The organism is Agrobacterium sp. ST15.13.015, assembly GCF_027871645.1.
Classification (GTDB): domain Bacteria; phylum Pseudomonadota; class Alphaproteobacteria; order Rhizobiales; family Rhizobiaceae; genus Agrobacterium; species Agrobacterium leguminum.
In genome coordinates this window covers 362,661-379,943 of record NZ_JAQAHF010000004.1, presented here as the reverse complement: position 1 = coordinate 379,943, position 17,283 = coordinate 362,661, and the positions used below count along the sequence as shown (strand labels likewise).

The following is a 17,283-nucleotide window of genomic DNA, read 5'->3' as shown; positions in this document are numbered from 1 at the left end:
CTTCAAGGGAATCAATCGATCCATTCATGCAATTCGTTTGCCAGCCGGGCGGGACGGCGATAGAGCGGCGGGCAAGGAGTTTCCAGAAATGTTCAATGCAGATTTTCGCGAGGGATTGAAGAGCGGTTTCCCGATCGCCCTCTCCGCCGCCCCCTTCGGTGCGCTGTTCGGCGCGGTCGCAGTCGATAACGGGCTCAGCGTCACCGAGGCCACGATCATGAGCGGCACCGTCTATGCGGGCGCGAGCCAACTCGTGGGTATCGAATTGTTCGGCCAGAAGGTTGCCCCCTGGCTGATCGTTCTTTCCGTCTTCGCCGTCAATTTCCGCCATATCCTCTATTCGGCCGCCATTGCCCGGATGATCTCGAACTGGTCTTTCCTGCAAAAAGCCGCGGGCTTCTTTGTGCTGGTCGATCCGCAATTTGCCGAATCGGTCAGGAAATACGAAAATACCGGCACGGTCGGCTTTTCCTGGTACATGGGCTTTGCAGCGCCGGTCTATGTGCTGTGGCTGGCCATGACCATTCTCGGCGCATCGCTCGGCAATATGGTCGGCGATCCCAAAGCCATCGGTCTCGATGTGCTGCTGCCGATCTATTTCATGGGTATGGTCTTGAGCTTCCGCCAGCGCGAGAATTTCTACCCTGTCATGCTGGCAAGCGCGGTTGGCTCAACGGTCGCCTATCACATCGTCGGTTCGCCGTGGCATGTCAGCCTCGGCGCCGTCGCCGGAATTCTCGTCGCGGTCCTCTATCCGCCGAAGCCGAATTCTGAAAGCGGGGTGGAAACGCCATGAGCGACATGCTGCACACCGATACGCTGATCCTGATCGCGCTCGCCGCCATCGCCACCTATCTGACCCGCATCGGCGGTTATGTGCTGATGACGCGGATGAAATCCATCCCGCCACGCATGGAGGCGGGACTGAACGCCGTTCCCGTGGCGGTTTTGACCACGCTCGTCGCACCCGCCTTTTTCGAAGGCGGATACGAGGTGAAGATCGGCATGGTTGCAGCGCTTCTGGTCTGCCTGCGCTTTCCCGGCCTGACGATGCTCGCCGTCGGCTGGGCCATCGTCATCGCCATCAGGCATTTCGGGCTGCTTTAAGCGACCCGCTCCAATGGCTTCGTGGCGGCAACGAGCCACGCCTTAACCTCCTCGTCGGTGATCAAGGGAGAAAGCTTCTCCAGAACCCCGGCGTGATAGGCGTTCAGCCAGTCCAGTTCTTCATCGGTCAGGAGAGCGGCGACAACCAGCCTGCGGTCGATGGGGCACCAGGTCAGCGTTTCGAAGGAGAACATCGGCTGGTCGCCGCCGGCCACCTCTTCCGCCTCGCGTACATAGATGAGGTTCTCGATGCGGATACCGAAAGCGCCGGGCCGGTAATAACCCGGCTCGTTTGACAGGATCATGCCGGGCAGAAGCTCCTGTGTCGAAAGCCGCGAAATGCGCTGCGGCCCCTCATGCACCGAAAGATACGACCCGACGCCGTGGCCGGTGCCATGGGCGTAATCCGCTCCCGCTTTCCAGAGCGCAATGCGCGCCAGCGGATCGAGATCGCAACCGCGCGTTCCCTTCGGAAACCGTGCGGTGCTGATGCCGATCATGCCCTTCAGCACCAGTGTAAAGAAACGCTTCTGCTCTTCCGGCACCGTGCCGATTGCAACGGTACGGGTGATATCCGTGGTGCCATTGACATATTGCGCGCCGGAATCGACGAGGAACATCTCGCCGTCCGCAAGTGTGCGGTCGGTATCGGTGGTGACGCGATAATGGATGATGGCGGCATGTTCACCGGCACCTGAAATCGTATCGAATGACACGTCCTTGAGCGGGTTTTGCAGCCCCTGCCCCACCTTGACCCGAGCGGCCTCCAGCGCCTTGACGGCGGCGATTTCGGTGACGCTGCCCGGTTGCTGGCGGTCCAGCCAGCAGAGATATTCGACCATGGCCGCGCCGTCCTGCACATGAGCGGCTGCCGAGCCGGCAAGCTCCGCCTTGTTCTTGCGCGCGCGCGGCAGGCGAACGGGATCGGCCTCCTCTATCAGCGAGCCGCCCGCCGCCGTGATTGCGCCGGTCAGCGCCACCGGAGTCAGATCCGCATCCACCATGACGCGGCCCTTGGCGCTGGCAATGGCATGCAGACGGTCAGCGATCTTCGACGGCGGCAATTGTGTCGCAAGCTGCGCCAGATAGGCCTCGGTCTCGATGCCGGTCTTACGCTTGTCGAGAAAAATATCCGCCCTGCCATCGGCGTAGATGATGGCGCGGGCGAGCGGATGCGGCGTATGCGGCACGTCATTGCCGCGAACATTGAAAATCCAGGCGATGGAGGATGGATCGGTAACCAGCAGGGCATCCGCGCCTTTTACCGAGACCGTCTCCGCCAGCGAGGCGATCTTTTCCTTCGCCAGCCTGCCAGTAAAGGCCTCTGGCTGGATAACGACAGGCTCCAGCGGCTCAGAGGGACGGTCCTGCCACAGGGCATCGAGCGGATTCTTTTCCAGGAGGACGACCGAACCGCCCTTTCCGGCAAGCACCTTTTCCAGCCGCTTCAACTCCGCGCCGGTGTGCAGCCATGGATCGATGCCGAGCCGGAAACCCTGTGGAGCATGTTCGGCCAGCCAGACGGAGGGCGGCGCGCCAACCAGATCGCCGCCGCCGAAGACCGATTGATCGACCTGCGACTTAAGCTGCGTTGTATAACGGCCATCGACAAAAACCACCGCCTCCGTGCGCGTCACCAGCGCAATGCCGGCGGAACCGGTAAAGCCCGTCAGCCAGGACAGGCGCTCGGCGCACTCCGGCACATATTCCCCCTGATATTCATCGGCGCGCGGCACCAGAAAACCGTCGATACCAAGGGCATCGAAACCGGCGCGCAGCGCCTCGACGCGGGCCTTGCCAAATTGCGGCGCGGATTTGTTTTCGAAGGTCTGGAACATGGGCGTCTTTCGGGAACTGTCATGGAGAAAAGCTGCAAGGTGCGCCGTCAAATCATTGGCGCGTAACGACAATGCCACGCGGACAAAGCCGGTTTCAAGCCATATATGACAGACCGGATTGCGGCGATAAATTGTGCACATTTTGCGAAATAAGTAATACTCAAGGCGAAGTGACATGCGATAAATGCATATCTACCCTGAGATATCCCCTCTAACTAAACAAAAACACATCGCTTATCTTCAGATCAACACAGCGAGAGAGACACTCTCCTGGCAAACAAGGATTTGAAGCAATGGCAAAATCTTTCCTCCGCACCGCCTTCGATCGCGTCGTTGAAGCACGCGAGCGTCAGGTCAGCCGCCATGTCAACGCCGCCCTTCTGAACCTCGACGACAAGTCGCTGGAAGCGCTCGGCATGAACCGCGCCGATCTGCGTCGCAAGGCAAACTCCAGCTACGTATTCTGATGACGTCCGGCGCGGCGATCCTCCCTCCACCGCGCCGAACAGGAATACGTCGACCCGCTTGAGTAAGCTCCTCCCATGCTCGCGGGTTTCCAGGCGGCGCGAAAGCGCCGCCTTTTCTTTTGCCCGAAAGGGATATTGCCGCTGGTTCAGTCTTTACGCAGATGCAGCGTGACCCAGCCGTTGCGCCAGATGGTGCGGACATGGGAAAGCCGGGCGCCATTATAGGCGGAAAGCACCTTCCAGCGCTGTGAGGCCAGAATGCCGGACAGGATGACGGTGCCGCCGGGCGCCAGATGCGTGACGAGCTGCGGCGCCATCTTGATGAGCGGCCGGGCCAGAATATTGGCGATGATGAGATCGAACGGACCATGCTTGCGGAAGGCGTCCGAGTGGAAGCCCGGCGCGGTCTCCAGCGCCATCCCGGAGACGATGCCGTTCAGCCGCACATTCTCCTTCGCCACCTTGACGGCGATGGGGTCGATATCCGTCGCCAGCACGGGAATGGGGCGCATCTTGCGCACGGCAATCGCCAGAACGCCGCTGCCGGTGCCAAGATCGAGTGCGTTGCGCACGGTGCGCGCCCGCAGAACCTCCTCAATCATCTCAAGGCAGCCGGCCGTCGTGCCGTGATGGCCGGTGCCGAAAGCCTGTCCGGCCTCGATTTCGATTGCCAGATCGTTCGCCCGCACCTTGTCGCGATCATGGGCGCCATGCACGATGAAACGCCCTGCCCTGACCGGTTTCAGCCCTTCAAGCGACTTGGCGATCCAGTCGACATCCGGAACGGTCTCCTTCTCGATGACGAGATCGGGAAAGGCCGGAGCAAGCAGGGCGCTGACACGCTCGCGGAACTCTTCCTCCTGCTCGGCCATCAGATAGACCGAAGCTTCCCAGATATCGCGCTTCTCATCCACCTCGGTCGTGGCAATCGCGACATCCTCCTCGCCGAAATAGTCCGACATGAGATCGAGGATTTCACCCGCCTGGATTTCGGTCGTGGTGACGTAAAGTCGGATTTCGCTCACGGCGGGCTGCTTTCTCTGGATGAGGTTATTGTTCTTGCCTTTGCCACAAAACCTCGGCCAGTCCAATAAGCCCCGCGCAATTATGCCGCCTCTATCAGCCCTTCAGAAGATTCTGAAGCTTTTGCTCGGCAACTTCCGGGTTTTCACCATAAGCAATGGTACCGGAAAAACGGCCATTGGCATCGAGCAGGATGACGGACGCCGTGTGATCCATGGTGTAGTCGCCATTCGGATCCTTCTCGTCCACCGGCACCTTCTTGGCATAGATGCGGTAGCCCTTCAGCGTTTCGGCGATCTTGTCGGCCGGGCCGGTGATGCCGGTGATACGCTTCGAGACGTTGGAGACGTATTGCTGCATGATCTCAGGCGTATCGCGCTCGGGATCGACGGAGACGAAATAGGCCTGCAGCTTGTCGCCGGCCGGGTCCACCTTCTCCATCCAGCCGTTCAGCTCGAAAAGGGTTGTCGGGCAGACTTCCGGGCAATGGGTGAAACCGAAGAACAGCGCTGTCGGCTTGCCCTGAAAGGCCTTTTCGGTGATCGGCTGGCCGTTTTGCGCCGTGAGTTGGAAGGGCACGCCATAGGCCGTCTCCACCATTTCATTACGCGTCTTCGTCATTTCGATCGTCAACCAGCTGACAACGCCGGCGAGAACGAGCACGACGGCCCACAATACGATGCGAATATTTCTCATTGTCCAATCCTACCCCGAAAGCCGGCGGCATATCGCAGGCCTTGGCAGACAGATAACGAAAGGCGACGGGGACGGCAAATCAACTGGGCGTATTTGCGGGAACCGCGCTGATTTGTCACAAATCCGCAGCCGGAAAACGCGTCACAGGCACCAGGCGATGCCGCTCTGCACCGTGGACAGGAAAATATCCGTGCCGTGCCGCACCCAGCCGTCAAAGGCAAGAAGCACGATGGCAAGCGAGGCCACAGCGGCAAGACTAGCCAGAATAAACTTCAGCGGATGGGAAACGAGTGCGTTCATATGCTCATCATAACCTGTTTGTGTGAGCGCGAAAACCGCCAAAATACTGGGTTTTGCCGGCGAGACCGGCGCAAATGTTAGGGAAAGTTTAAAATCTTGCTGTGCATTATGACCATAGCGGTTTTTAAGCCTCGACATGATGTCTCCCGGTCCATTCTCCGGCCACCGCATAAAGCTCAATCCTGCGCGGGCCTGTTAGAGAGCCATCAGAGGAAACCTGCCGTCATGTCCAACGCCATCAAGCAATCCGGCGCATATCTCGAAATCGTTTCCTTCCATCTGGGCGATCAGGAATTCTGCATCGACATCATGGCGATCCGCGAAATCCGCGGTTGGGCGCCGGTTACGCCGATGCCGCACACCCCGCCTTATGTTCTCGGCCTCATCAACCTGCGCGGCGCCGTCATTCCCGTCATAGACATGGCCGGCCGCCTCGGCATGAAGATGACCGAACCCTCCGAACGCTCTGCCATCATCGTCACCGATATCGGCGGCAAGCTGGTCGGCCTGCTGGTGGAACAGGTCTCCGACATGATGACCATCCGCTCCGAAGACCTGCAGCCCGCGCCCGATATCATTCCGGAAGAACAGCGCAGCTTCTGCCGCGGCATCGTGGCGCTGGAAAAGAGCATGGTCTGCTTCCTCAACCTCGACACCGTGATTGCGGACGAGCTGGCACGCGAAGCGGCCTGATCAAGGCATAACGCAATTGAGAGGGGCAGGCCTTACGGCTTGCCCTTTTGCCATGTGACCTGCTGGTTATAAAGTGGCACCGTGGAAATCGCCATCTTTGCCGAGCCGTCGGTCAGTTCCCGCGCATGCACCAGATAGATCAGCGTGTCATTGGCCTTGTCATAAACGCGGCTGACGACGAGCTTCTTCCAGACCAGCGACATGCCCTGCCGGAACACCTCTTCCCCGCCCTTTGAGAGATCGATATCGCCGATCTCCACCGGCCCCGTCTGGCTGCAGGAAATGGCATTGTTGGAAGGGTCTTCAAACCAGTTGCCGTTCTTCAGCCGGTCGATGACGCCGCGCTCGAAATAGGTCACATGGCAGGTCACGCCCTTGATCTTCGGATCGGCGATCGCCTCGATGACGATGTCATTGCCGATCCAGTCGACGCCGACCTCGCCCACCACCTGCGAATGCGCCGCTGTCACCGGAAGCAATGCAAGAAAGCCCGCAAACAAACCCGACAGAGTTTTCATCGTCATCGCATCTTCTCCGTTACGCTGCTTCAAACATAAGTGCGCGGAACGGTTACGCAACCCGGGAGACGGCGCGTTTTTTCATGCTGCAGGGCTGGTAACCGGTGGAGGTGAGACGCCCCGCGACCATGCCGATCTTTTCCGGCAGTTCGCGAATATGGGCAACGCGCAAAGCCTTGGCCGCCGCAATCGAAGCGGCCGCGCAGACAACGGCATCTTCGGCGGCATTGTGATGCACGAAACGCAGCTGGAGGTGATGGGCGATGACATTCAGCTTGTGCGACGCCAGATTGGGCCAGACATGCCGGGCGATCTTGACGCTGCACAGATAGGAAAGATCGGGATAGGACTGCCGGTATTTATCGAAAGACGCCCGCATGACGCTGAAATCGAAGGCGGCATTATGAGCGATCATCGTCGCACCATGGAAGTCGTCGATGAACTCCTCCATCACCTCGGGAAATTCCGGCGCATCTTCGACATCGGCCGGGCGGATGCCATGCACGGCGATGTTGAAGGGCGAAAACCGCATGTCCTTCGGCCGGATCAACCGTTCCTCGACGCGAACGATCTCGCCGCCCTCTATCCATGCAAGCCCGACGGAGCAGGCACTGCCCCGTTCCTCATTGGCGGTCTCGAAATCGATGGCGATGGTTTTCAAGAGTGATTCCCGTTGTTTCATTCCGGCATAGACCGGATTGACATCAAAGAGAACCGGCCTCGGCAGAACCCGCTTCCGAAAGCATCCAGTCGATGAGCGTCACCAGATCGGGATTATCCAGCATGCGCCGCGGATAGACGAGGAAATAGGCAAGCGTGCTGGCCATGTCCTTGTCGAAGGGCGCAATCAATGCGCCTTCCGCAAGCTCGCGGGAAACCAGCGAACGCCGTGTCAGCGCAATGCCGTGCCCCGCCTTGGCCGCATCCAGCGCACCATTGCTGTCAATGAAGACGGTGCCGCCGGAGGCATCCACGTCCGAAGCCCCCGCCGCCTCCAGCCAGCGCCGCCATTCATTGCGGTTTTCATCGTGCAGAAGCGGAATGGATTTCAGGTCCCACGCCTCCTGAAGCGGCCCATATTTTTCCAGAAGTTGCGGCGAACAGACCGGCAGAGTGCTGTCATCGATGAAGCGGATGCTCTCCAGCCCTTCATACCGACCGAACCCGTGCCGTACCGCCAGATCGACGTTGTCCCTCGAAAAATCCACCAGCCGATTGGTCACGCTGATGCGGACATCCACCTGCGGGTGTTGCTGCTGGAAGGCAGGCAATCGCGGCATCAGCCATTGTACGGCGAAGGTCGGCGTGCAGCTCAGCGTCAGAACCGTGATCTCGGAACGCGCCGTCAGTTCCGCCGTCGCCTCCCGCATCATCCGGAAGGCGGTGCGAAGCGCGCCGTAATAACGCTCCCCCTCACGCGTCAGCTGGATGCTGCGCGGCTTGCGGAAAAACAATTGCACGCCAAGCCGCGCCTCCAGCTCCCGGATTTGCAGGCTGACGGCACCGGGCGTGACATTCAACTCATTGGACGCAAGCGTGACACTGCGATACCGTGCCGCGGCCTCGAAGGCCTGCAACCCTTTCAGAGACGGAAGTTCGGCCGCCATGGTTTAGCTCATCTCAATTATCGAACGAGAAACAATCGTTTGAAAACACCATAAAACAGGGAGTACATAGACGCAACAAGGCCTGAAACGCAGTGAAAGCCACCCATCTCCAGATTGAGCCAAACTCAACCGATATCGGGTGGATGGCGGCGAGCCCACCTGCGATCATTTCGATACTCATGCTTTTGGGAGATGACGATGGCGATACAGAAACAGATGGATGCCGGTGAATGGGCGATGCTCGTAGCGCTTTCGCTTCTGTGGGGCGGATCGTTCTTTTTCATCGGTGTCGCCGTCAAGGAACTGCCGCCCGTCACCATCGTTGCGCTGCGCGTCAGCCTGGCGGCAATCGCGCTTCTCATCGTCTGCCGCATCATGGGCCTTCGCCTGCCGCGTGAATGGGCGGTGTGGCGCGCCTTTTTCGGCATGGGCCTGCTCAACAACATCATCCCCTTCTGCCTGATCGTCTGGGGCCAGACCCATATTGCCAGCGGACTAGCCTCAATCCTCAATGCCACCACGCCCCTCTTCACCGTCATCGTCGCCCATTTTCTTACCGCTGACGAGAAGATGACCGGCAACAAGCTCACCGGCGTGCTGATCGGCTTTGCGGGCGTGGCGACCATGATCGGCCCGGCCGCCTTCACCGGCTCATCCGGCCTCTGGGGCCAGATCGCCATTCTTGGTGCGGCCATCTCCTATTCCTTTGCGGGCATATTCGGTCGCCGCTTCAAGGCCATGGGCGTGCCGCCGCTGATGACCGCCACCGGCCAGATCTCCTCTTCGACATTGATGCTCATCCCGGCCGCCCTTCTCATCGATAAACCATGGACGCTCGCCATGCCGGGCCTCGGAACCTGGGGCGCGCTTGTCGGCATCGCCCTCTTGTCGACGGCGCTCGCCTACCTGATCTTCTTCCGCATCCTCGCCAGCGCCGGCGCCACCAACCTTGCCCTCGTCACCTTCCTCATTCCCGTCAGCGCCATCCTGCTCGGTTCGCTGCTCCTCGGCGAGCAGCTGGAGATGAAGCACTTCGCCGGCATGGCGATGATCGCCGCCGGTCTTGCCGCGATCGATGGCAGGCTGCCGGCAAAACTCAGAAGCCTGCTGCGCAACGCACCCGCTTGACAGGGCCATGCGGCAAAAGCATTCTGCGCGCATGATCGCAACGAAACAGAACACCACCCGTCGCCATACCATCACCGGCCGCCCGGCAGGCAGAGGTATGTCGTCGCGTTAAGCGATCCATTTCCACCCTGCCACCAGAGCAGGGTTCGCAAACCTGCTCCCATACGCCCAAGGAGACAGGCATGCAGAACATGAAATTTGCCGATAATGAAGATTCGCAATTCAGCTTGAACGAAGTCGTCCTGCGCGCGGCGCGTCTGGACGATGCCGAAGCCCTGACCGAAATGTTCAACCTGCCCGGCGTCCGTCACGGCACGCTCCGACAGCCGTTTCAGTCCGTTGAAAAAACGCGGAAATCGATGGAAAACCGCGGCCCGAACGATATCGCCATCGTTGGCGAATGGCGTGGAAAGATCGTTGCCAATGCAGGACTGTTTCGCAGGGCAGGAAGGCAGTCCCACATCGCCGATCTGGTGATCAGTGTTCACGACGATTTTGCGGGCAAGGGCGTCGGATCATATATTCTCGGGGCGTTGATCGACACGGCCGACAATTGGCACGATATACGCCGCATCGAGCTGAACGTCTTCACCGATAATCTCCCGGCAATCCGGCTTTACGAGAAATTCGGTTTCGAACGCGAAGGCACCCTACGCAACGACGCTTATCGTGACGGAAAATACGTCGATGCCCACGTGATGGCGCGTCTTCGATAGTTCCGGTCAGTTGTCCAGGTGATCCGCAAACACTTCCCGAATGGTCCGCCGCGACCATTCGGCCATTTTGTCGTTACGCCCGCGCTCCGCATCCAGCACGATCAAAGCCTTCCACAGCGCCCAGCCACGCCCGCGCTGCCATGTCGCCTCATCCAGATCCAGCGCCCGGCGAAAAACGGCGCGGCTTTCCACATCGAGCACATTCCAGGCGAGGATGAGATCGGAAGACGGATCGCCGACGCCGGAACTGCCGAAATCGATGACGGCCGAAAGCCGGCCGTCCTTCACCAGCAGATTGCCCTCGGCAATGTCGCCATGTACCCACACTCCCCGCTTGCGCCAATGGCTCGAAAGCGCAAGCTGCCATATCTCCATGGCCAGCGCCTGATCCACCTCATCGGCAAGCCGCGCCGCCGAAACCTTCGCCTCCCCGTCATAAACCGAAAGCGAGCCGCCGCGATGGAAGTTATGCGCGCCTGCGGGTGGGCCATCCGAAGCGTCCACTCGATGCAACGCCTTTAAAAAAACGGCAACATTGATGGCGATGGCTGAAAGATCAACGCGATCCAGATGCCGGGCGAGCGGTTCGCCCTCAAGCCAGCAATAGACGGACCAGCGGAACGGAAAACCTTGTCCCGGCTGCCCGAGCGCCAATGGCACAGGGATCGGAAAAGGCAGCAGCGGCGCAAGCGCCGGCAGCCACCGATGCTCCTTCTCCACCTGCGCAACATACCGGGCGGCACTTGGCATGCGGATCAGCATGTCATCGCCAAGACGGAAGCTGCGATTGTCCCAGCCGCTCAGTTCCACCGGCCGAATATTTAACCCCGCCCATTGCGGAAACTGGCTGTCAACCAGCGCCCGGACCTGCTCTGTGCTGACGACAATGCGGTCATCCATGCTGTGCTCTCCGTGTCAGGCGCAAAGCTCTAGCGGCAGATGACAACATTGCCGTGACTATGTATCAGCCGCCGATCAAGGCCAGCCACTCGTCCTCATCCATGGTCTGCACGCCCAGTTCCGTCGCCTTGGCAAGCTTGGAACCCGCCCCCGGTCCCGCCACCAGAATATCGGTCTTTTTCGAGACGGAACCGGCCACTTTCGCGCCGAGGCTTTCGGCGCGCGCCTTGGCCTCGTCACGGGTAAATTTCTCCAGCGAGCCGGTAAACACCACCGTCTTACCCGCCACCGGACTGCCATCGGTCGAGGGCTTTTCGGCCTCCTTCGGGCGAAGCTCCCGTATCAGCCGGTCGATGACATCGAGATTGCGCGGCTCCTTGTAGAATTCGACGATGGCGCGGGCCACCACCTCGCCGATGCCGTCGATGCTGTTGAGTTCGGCCCAGGCATCGCTCGCCGGGTCGGCTGCCGCCTTCATGCTCTCTTCGAAATGTTCGTAAGTGCCATAGGAGCGCGCCAGAAGCTTCGCCGTGGTCTCGCCCACATGGCGGATGCCGAGCGCGAAGATCAGCCGGTGCAGATCAATCTCGCGGCGGGCATCGATGGCGTCGAACAGCTTTCTGACGCTGACCTTGCCGAAGCCGTCGATATTCTCGAGCTTGGTCAGTTGCGAGGCTTCCTGCCGCGCCTTCAGGGTGAAAATATCAGGAGCGGTCTTGATCGAGAGCGCCGGATCGTCGCTTTCGAAGAAGAAATCGATCTGCTTGGTGCCCAGCCCTTCGATATCGAAAGCATTGCGCGAGACGAAATGTTTGAGATGTTCAACCGCCTGCGCGCGGCAAACGAACCCGCCCGTGCAGCGCGTGACCGAATCGAGCTTGCCGGTCTTCTCATTACGCTCCCGCACCGCATGGCTGCCGCAGACCGGACATTTTTCCGGAAAGGCATATTTCACTGCCTCGGCCGGGCGCTTTTCCAGAAGCACATCCAGCACCTGCGGAATGACGTCACCGGCGCGCTGCACGATGACCGTATCGCCGATACGGATATCGTGGTCCTCCGGGCGGATACGCTCCCCGCTATTGCCGATGCCTTCGATATAATCGGCATTATGCAGCGTCGCATTGGTGACGACGACACCGCCGACGGTGATCGGGGTGAGACGCGCCACCGGCGTCAAGGCACCGGTGCGCCCCACCTGAATTTCGATATTCTCAACCGTGGTAAAGGCCTGCTCGGCCGGAAATTTATGGGCGGTGGCCCAGCGCGGGCTGCGCGAGCGGAAGCCCAGCCGTTCCTGCAGATCGAGCCGGTCGACCTTATAGACCACGCCATCGATATCATAATCGAGATCGGGCCGTGCGACGCCTATTTCATTATAATGCTCAAGCAATTGCGCGGCAGAGGTGAATCGCTTCATCAGCGGATTGACTGGAAAGCCCCAGTCCCGGAATTTCTCCACGATGCCATATTGCGTATCGGCGATCCGCGCCGGCTGGCCGCCATTCGAAACCTCGCCCAGCGCATAGGCGAAGAACCGCAGCTTGCGTTTCGCCGTCACATTGGCGTCGAGCTGGCGCAGGGAACCGGATGCCGTGTTGCGCGGGTTCACATAGGTCTGCTTGCCTTCGGCCTCCATCTGGGCATTGAGCGCCAGAAAGTCGCTCTTGGCCATATAGACTTCGCCGCGTACTTCCACCACATCGGGCGCATCGGCGGGCAGCTCGTTCGGAATTTCCTTGATGGTCCTGATATTGGCGGTGACATTCTCGCCCGTCGTGCCATCTCCGCGCGTCGCCGCCGTCGTCAGCCTGCGGTTCTCATAGCGGATCGACATGGAAAGCCCATCGATCTTCGGCTCGGCGGTGAAGGCGATGGAATCGTCCGGCAGATGCCCGAGGAAGCGATAGACGGAACTCACGAAATCCCGCAAATCCTCTTCCGAAAACGTATTGTCGAGCGAAAGCATCGGCCGCGCATGCACGATAGGTGCGAAGGTCGGAAGCGGCGCGAAGCCGACTTTTTTCGACGGGCTGTCGGCCCGCACCAGCGCTGGGAAAGCTGCTTCGATGGCATCGTTGCGCCGCTTCAGCGCATCATATTCCGCGTCCGTAATCTCCGGCGCATCCTTGCCGTGGTAGAGCGCATCGTGGCGGGCAAGCTCGGCCGCCAGAAACGCAAGCTCGGAAGAGGCTTCAAGCTCGGTGAGGTTTTCGACGGATTTCTGGTCTTTCGACATGACGGCCTCTTTTGCGAATTACCGAACGCTTTTAGCCGAAATAACAAACATTAAAAACAGTTTTGCCGCTGGACTCACAAGCCGGATCCGCTCTCGCAACGCTATCGGTAGCGGTCAGTCCTTGGCCGCTAGCAGGCGAGCCGCCGCAGCCCTCGCCTCGTCCGTCACCGATGCACCGGCAAGCATGCGGGCAATCTCTTCGGTGCGGTGCTTCGGTTCCATGGTGGCTACGCGCGTGGCGATACGCTCGCTGCCGTCGCCGGATGGGCCCTTGGAAATGAGAAGATGGGTCGCCGCCCGTGCCGCCACCTGCGGCGCATGGGTAACGGACAGAACCTGCACGGTTTTCGACAGGCGGCGCAGCCGCTGGCCGATGGCATCCGCCACCGCGCCGCCGACACCCGTATCGATTTCATCGAACACCAGCGTCGGTGCCGAACCGCGATCCGCCAGCGCCACTTTCAGCGCCAGCAGAAAGCGGGACAATTCGCCGCCCGAGGCCACCTTCATGATCGGTCCCGGCCGTGTGCCCGGATTGGTCTGGACGTGGAATTCAACCGTGTCGATGCCGTCGGCCGTCGCCTGCTCGGCATCGGAGGTCACCTCGACGGTAAACCGCGCCCGCTCCAGTTTCAGCGCCGGCAGCTCTGCCATCACCGCATTGGAAAGCGCATCCGCCGCATGGCGGCGTTTTTCGGAAAGGGATTGCGCGGCACGGTCGAAATCAGCCTTCACCACGCCGAGATTGGCCTCGAGCTTGCCGAGCTTTTCTTCGCCGGCATCGAGATCGGCGAGATCGGCCACCATTTTTTCGGCGAGAGCCGGCAAATCTGGCACGGCAACGTTATATTTACGCCCGGCAGCGCGCAGCGCAAACAGCCGCTCCTCCACCCGCTCCAGCTCACGCGGATCGAATTCGGTGCGGCGCAGCGCCGCCTCCACTTCCATCTGCGCATTGGAAAGGCTGTCGAGCGCGGCATCCAGCAATTGCACCGTGTCTTCCAGCAAGCCGGGAGCCTCGTGGCTCTTGCGCTCCAGACGCCGCATCATTGAGGCGATGACAGGCACAGGCGACGCATTGCCGTTCAGAAATTCGCTGGCCTCGGCGATATCGCCGGCAATGCGTTCGGACTTCTGCATCACCGCCCGGCGTTCGGCCAGCTCATCCTCTTCACCGTCGCGCGGCGAGAGCGTTTCCAGTTCCTCGACGGAAGAGCGAAGGTAATCCGCCTCGCGCGCTGCCGCCTCCACCTTGGCGCGGTGCGTCTTCAGCGCACGCTCGGCATCCTTCCAGGTGCGGTAGAGGCCCTGAACGGCGCGAGCCTCATCGCTCAGCCCGGCAAAGGCATCCAGCAGCGTGCGGTGTGCATCGGTATCGACAAGCGCGCGATCATCATGCTGGCCATGGATTTCGACCAGCAATTGCCCGAGCTGGCGCATCATCTGCACGCTGATGGCCTGATCGTTGATATAGGCCTTGGTCCGACCGTCAGAGGATTGCACCCGGCGGAAAATCAGGTCGCCATCGTCGTCGAGACCGTTTTCACGCAGGAGAAGCCGTGTCGGGTGATTGTTCGGGACTTCGAAGGTGGCGGTCACCTGCCCCTTCTCTTCCCCGTGCCGCACAAGGCCGCCATCGCCACGCCCGCCAAGCGCGAGCGAGAGACTATCGAGAAGAATAGATTTGCCCGCACCCGTCTCGCCCGTCAACACGGAAAGGCCCGCCTCGAAACCGAGGTCGAGCCTTTCGATGAGAACGATATCGCGAATCGAGAGCTGGACCAGCATGGCCTATGCCCCGTCTCAGGCGCCGATGAGCTTCTTGCCGGCGCGCGAAATCCAAGACCCCTTGTTTTCCCGCGGCTCCAGCCCGCTGCCCTTCAGCAGCTTGTAGGAATCAGAATACCATTGGCTGTCAGGATAGTTGTTGCCGAGAACAGCGGCCGCGGTCTGCGCTTCGTCCACAAGGCCCATCGCGTAATAGGCTTCCGTCAGACGCGCCAGCGCTTCCTCGATCTGGTTGGTGTTCTGGTACTGCTCGACGACGATGCGGAAACGCGAAACGGCGGCGAGGTATTCCTTGCGCTCAAGATAATAACGGCCGACCTGCATTTCGCGGCCGGCGAGCTGGTCGCGGGCGAAACGGATCTTGGCCTGTGCGTCGGCGACATATTCCGAATCGGGATAGTCGTTGACGACCTTGTTCATCGCCTCGACGGTGCGCTGTGCGGCGCGCTGGTCCTGCGTGACGTCGGAAATCTGCTTCGAATAGGCAAGACCGATCATGTACTGAACGTAAGCGGCATCCTTGGAGCGCGGATATTGGCGCAGGAACCGGCTGCCATTGGTAATGGCCACATCGTTCTTGTTGGTGCGCGTGGCAATGAAGGTCTGCATCACCAGCGCCTTCTGGCCCCATTCGGTGAAGGGGTACTGCTTGTCGATCGCCTCGAACTTGCGTGAGGCTTCCGTCATGTTACCGGCGTTCATGTTGGCAAGCCCCTGCTTGTACAGAACATCCGGCGGATCGGTCTCGACGCCGAGCTTGGTGATGTCGATATCCGGATCGGACTGGCAGGCCGTGACGGCGACACTCGCGCCGACCAACATCAACGAGACGGCGATCCCCCGCATCGTACCCTTCATTGCACCAGACCCTACATGCTTCATTCGACAGTTCCCACTTCCCGCGCAAATACATAAGCATCGGCTTTGCACTGGCGTTCTAGCCATAAAAGCATCCGCAGGGCAACGCAATGATGACGCATTAACGCATTTTTATGGCATCGACCCGTGCAATCGCATGAATATCAGGCGATATTACGCAACTTCTTGTTCGCATCACGAAAAAGCCGCCCCAAAGGGAGCGGCTTTTTCTGTCAATTGATAGCCTGCGAAGGAATTCACGCAGACCAGGGTGCGAATTCCGGCATGTTGACCGCAACGAATTCGCGGGCGCGCACCATCTGGTTGCGGGCGGCCGGCGCTTCGACGATCTCGTAGGCAGTGCGGTCGCTCAAAAGCGCCTTCAGCGCATTCGCATTGACCTTGTGGCCGCCGCGATAGGAGCGGTAGCAGCCGATGAACTGTGCGCCGGCAAGCGCCAGGTCGCCCACGGCGTCCAGCGTCTTGTGACGGACGAATTCGTCCTTGGCGTAACGCAGGCCTTCCATGTTGATGACGCTGTTGTCGTCGGAGATGACGACCGAGTTCTCAAGCGAGGAGCCAAGCGCATAACCGGCGGCCCACAGGCGCTCCACATCCCGCATGAAACCGAAGGTGCGGGCGCGCGACAGCTCGTTCTTGAAGCTCTCCGCCGTCAGGTCGCCCTTCCAGGACTGCTTGCCGATCAGCGGCGTGTCGAAATCGATGTCGACCTCGAAGCGCGTGCCGTCATAGGGACGGAACTCCGCCCAGGAGGCGCCCGAATCGATGCGCACCGGCTTGGTGACGCGAATATAACGGCGCTTCACGCCGAGGCTCTTGATCCCGACCGATTCGATCGCTTCGATGAAAGGTGCCGAGCTGCCATCCATGATCGGCGCTTCCGGACCGTCGACTTCAACGATGAGGTTATCGAGGCCCATGGCGTAGATGGCAGCCATGACGTGCTCGATCGTCGCCACCGACTGGGAAAGCGAACGGCCGAGCACGGTGCACAGGTCGGTATTGCCGACATTGGCCGAAACCGCCTTCAACTCGGTAACGCTGCCATTGTCGTGAAGGCGATGGAAGACGATGCCCGTTCCGGCTTCTGCGGGCTGGAAGGTCATCGAAACCGGATTGCCGGAATGCACGCCAATGCCTTTGAGCTGAACAGCATTTGCGATAGTTGTCTGAAATCCGAGCAGTCCGATAGTCATGCGAATATGCCTTGTTTTGCAAACCGCGCCGCTTGAGCGCCGTTCAAGTTTTCGAGCCGGTTTGGCAACCGGCCAAGTCCGTGTTTTCCTTTACCCAGCCTCATACATACGCACATGTAGGTGCCACGACAAATCACTGTTCGTTTCGGATTGTTACACGCGTAAACCCCTGAAAACACGAATTAATT

The 17,283-nt window shown here is 60.1% G+C and carries 18 protein-coding genes; 6 read left to right on the top strand and 12 right to left on the bottom strand.

Going from position 1 to position 17,283, the window contains the following annotated elements; genetic code table 11:
• Positions 1-88: 88 nt before the first annotated feature.
• On the top strand, positions 89-796 hold the full coding sequence (locus tag PIB16_RS09090; protein ID WP_271045469.1) for an AzlC family ABC transporter permease: 708 nt from the start codon (positions 89-91) through the stop codon (positions 794-796).
• Positions 793-1,107, top strand: a complete 315-nt coding sequence (locus tag PIB16_RS09085) for an AzlD family protein (RefSeq protein ID WP_065655824.1) — start codon at positions 793-795, stop codon at positions 1,105-1,107. The genes PIB16_RS09090 and PIB16_RS09085 overlap by 4 nt, the downstream gene beginning before the upstream one ends.
• Here the strand turns inward: PIB16_RS09085 and PIB16_RS09080 are convergent.
• A complete protein-coding gene (locus PIB16_RS09080; RefSeq protein ID WP_271045468.1) occupies positions 1,104-2,945 on the bottom strand; it encodes an aminopeptidase P family protein in 1,842 nt (613 codons plus the stop codon). The genes PIB16_RS09085 and PIB16_RS09080 overlap by 4 nt on opposite strands.
• 293 nt (positions 2,946-3,238) lie before the next feature.
• On the opposite strand from PIB16_RS09080, the gene PIB16_RS09075 reads away from it, so the two are divergent.
• Positions 3,239-3,412, top strand: a complete 174-nt coding sequence (locus PIB16_RS09075) for a hypothetical protein (protein ID WP_020009313.1) — start codon at positions 3,239-3,241, stop codon at positions 3,410-3,412.
• Between the two features lie 146 nt (positions 3,413-3,558).
• On the opposite strand, the gene PIB16_RS09070 is transcribed toward PIB16_RS09075, so the two are convergent.
• The 3 genes from PIB16_RS09070 to PIB16_RS09060 form a co-directional block, all read right to left on the bottom strand.
• Entirely contained in the window at positions 3,559-4,437 is an 879-nt protein-coding gene (locus tag PIB16_RS09070) for a 50S ribosomal protein L11 methyltransferase (protein ID WP_065655958.1), read from the bottom strand.
• A 94-nt stretch (positions 4,438-4,531) separates the two neighbouring features.
• Positions 4,532-5,131 (bottom strand): cytochrome oxidase assembly protein Sco, encoded by a 600-nt coding sequence (gene sco, locus PIB16_RS09065; protein WP_003522341.1) that lies wholly within the window; start codon positions 5,129-5,131, stop codon positions 4,532-4,534.
• 141 nt (positions 5,132-5,272) lie between these two features.
• The gene (locus tag PIB16_RS09060; RefSeq protein ID WP_244926202.1) at positions 5,273-5,569 is read right to left on the bottom strand and encodes a hypothetical protein; all 297 of its coding nucleotides are present in this window, start codon (positions 5,567-5,569) and stop codon (positions 5,273-5,275) included.
• An 87-nt stretch (positions 5,570-5,656) separates the two neighbouring features.
• On the opposite strand from PIB16_RS09060, the gene PIB16_RS09055 reads away from it, so the two are divergent.
• Positions 5,657-6,124: a chemotaxis protein CheW gene (locus PIB16_RS09055; protein WP_003522339.1), complete on the top strand. Its 468-nt coding sequence runs from the start codon at positions 5,657-5,659 to the stop codon at positions 6,122-6,124.
• A 32-nt stretch (positions 6,125-6,156) separates the two neighbouring features.
• Here the strand turns inward: PIB16_RS09055 and PIB16_RS09050 are convergent, their stop codons facing one another.
• From PIB16_RS09050 to gcvA, 3 genes are read right to left on the bottom strand one after another with little or no spacing between them, the layout of a single operon-like run.
• On the bottom strand, positions 6,157-6,648 hold the full coding sequence (locus PIB16_RS09050; RefSeq protein WP_035220532.1) for a CreA family protein: 492 nt from the start codon (positions 6,646-6,648) through the stop codon (positions 6,157-6,159).
• A 46-nt stretch (positions 6,649-6,694) separates the two neighbouring features.
• The gene (locus PIB16_RS09045) at positions 6,695-7,303 is read right to left on the bottom strand and encodes a 3'-5' exonuclease (RefSeq protein WP_035220530.1); all 609 of its coding nucleotides are present in this window, start codon (positions 7,301-7,303) and stop codon (positions 6,695-6,697) included.
• 43 nt (positions 7,304-7,346) lie between these two features.
• Positions 7,347-8,249, bottom strand: coding sequence for a transcriptional regulator GcvA (gene gcvA, locus PIB16_RS09040; RefSeq protein ID WP_271045467.1), 903 nt, complete (start codon positions 8,247-8,249; stop codon positions 7,347-7,349).
• A gap of 198 nt (positions 8,250-8,447) precedes the next feature.
• Here gcvA and PIB16_RS09035 point away from each other — a divergent pair, with 198 nt between their 5' ends.
• Together PIB16_RS09035 and PIB16_RS09030 are read left to right on the top strand one after the other, a co-directional pair.
• The gene (locus PIB16_RS09035; protein WP_065655957.1) at positions 8,448-9,377 is read left to right on the top strand and encodes a DMT family transporter; all 930 of its coding nucleotides are present in this window, start codon (positions 8,448-8,450) and stop codon (positions 9,375-9,377) included.
• A gap of 182 nt (positions 9,378-9,559) precedes the next feature.
• Positions 9,560-10,093, top strand: coding sequence for a GNAT family N-acetyltransferase (locus PIB16_RS09030; RefSeq protein ID WP_174036219.1), 534 nt, complete (start codon positions 9,560-9,562; stop codon positions 10,091-10,093).
• A gap of 6 nt (positions 10,094-10,099) precedes the next feature.
• Here PIB16_RS09030 and PIB16_RS09025 read toward each other — a convergent pair whose 3' ends face one another.
• The 5 genes from PIB16_RS09025 to lpxC form a co-directional block, all read right to left on the bottom strand.
• Positions 10,100-10,993 (bottom strand): aminoglycoside phosphotransferase family protein, encoded by an 894-nt coding sequence (locus PIB16_RS09025; protein WP_271045466.1) that lies wholly within the window; start codon positions 10,991-10,993, stop codon positions 10,100-10,102.
• Between the two features lie 64 nt (positions 10,994-11,057).
• Positions 11,058-13,232: an NAD-dependent DNA ligase LigA gene (gene ligA / locus PIB16_RS09020; protein WP_271045465.1), complete on the bottom strand. Its 2,175-nt coding sequence runs from the start codon at positions 13,230-13,232 to the stop codon at positions 11,058-11,060.
• A gap of 114 nt (positions 13,233-13,346) precedes the next feature.
• Complete coding sequence (recN, locus tag PIB16_RS09015; protein ID WP_271045464.1) at positions 13,347-15,020, bottom strand: DNA repair protein RecN; 1,674 nt, start codon at positions 15,018-15,020, stop codon at positions 13,347-13,349.
• 15 nt (positions 15,021-15,035) lie between these two features.
• On the bottom strand, positions 15,036-15,902 hold the full coding sequence (locus PIB16_RS09010; protein WP_003522209.1) for an outer membrane protein assembly factor BamD: 867 nt from the start codon (positions 15,900-15,902) through the stop codon (positions 15,036-15,038).
• A gap of 233 nt (positions 15,903-16,135) precedes the next feature.
• Complete coding sequence (lpxC, locus tag PIB16_RS09005; protein ID WP_003522208.1) at positions 16,136-17,095, bottom strand: UDP-3-O-acyl-N-acetylglucosamine deacetylase; 960 nt, start codon at positions 17,093-17,095, stop codon at positions 16,136-16,138.
• Positions 17,096-17,283: the final 188 nt, after the last annotated feature.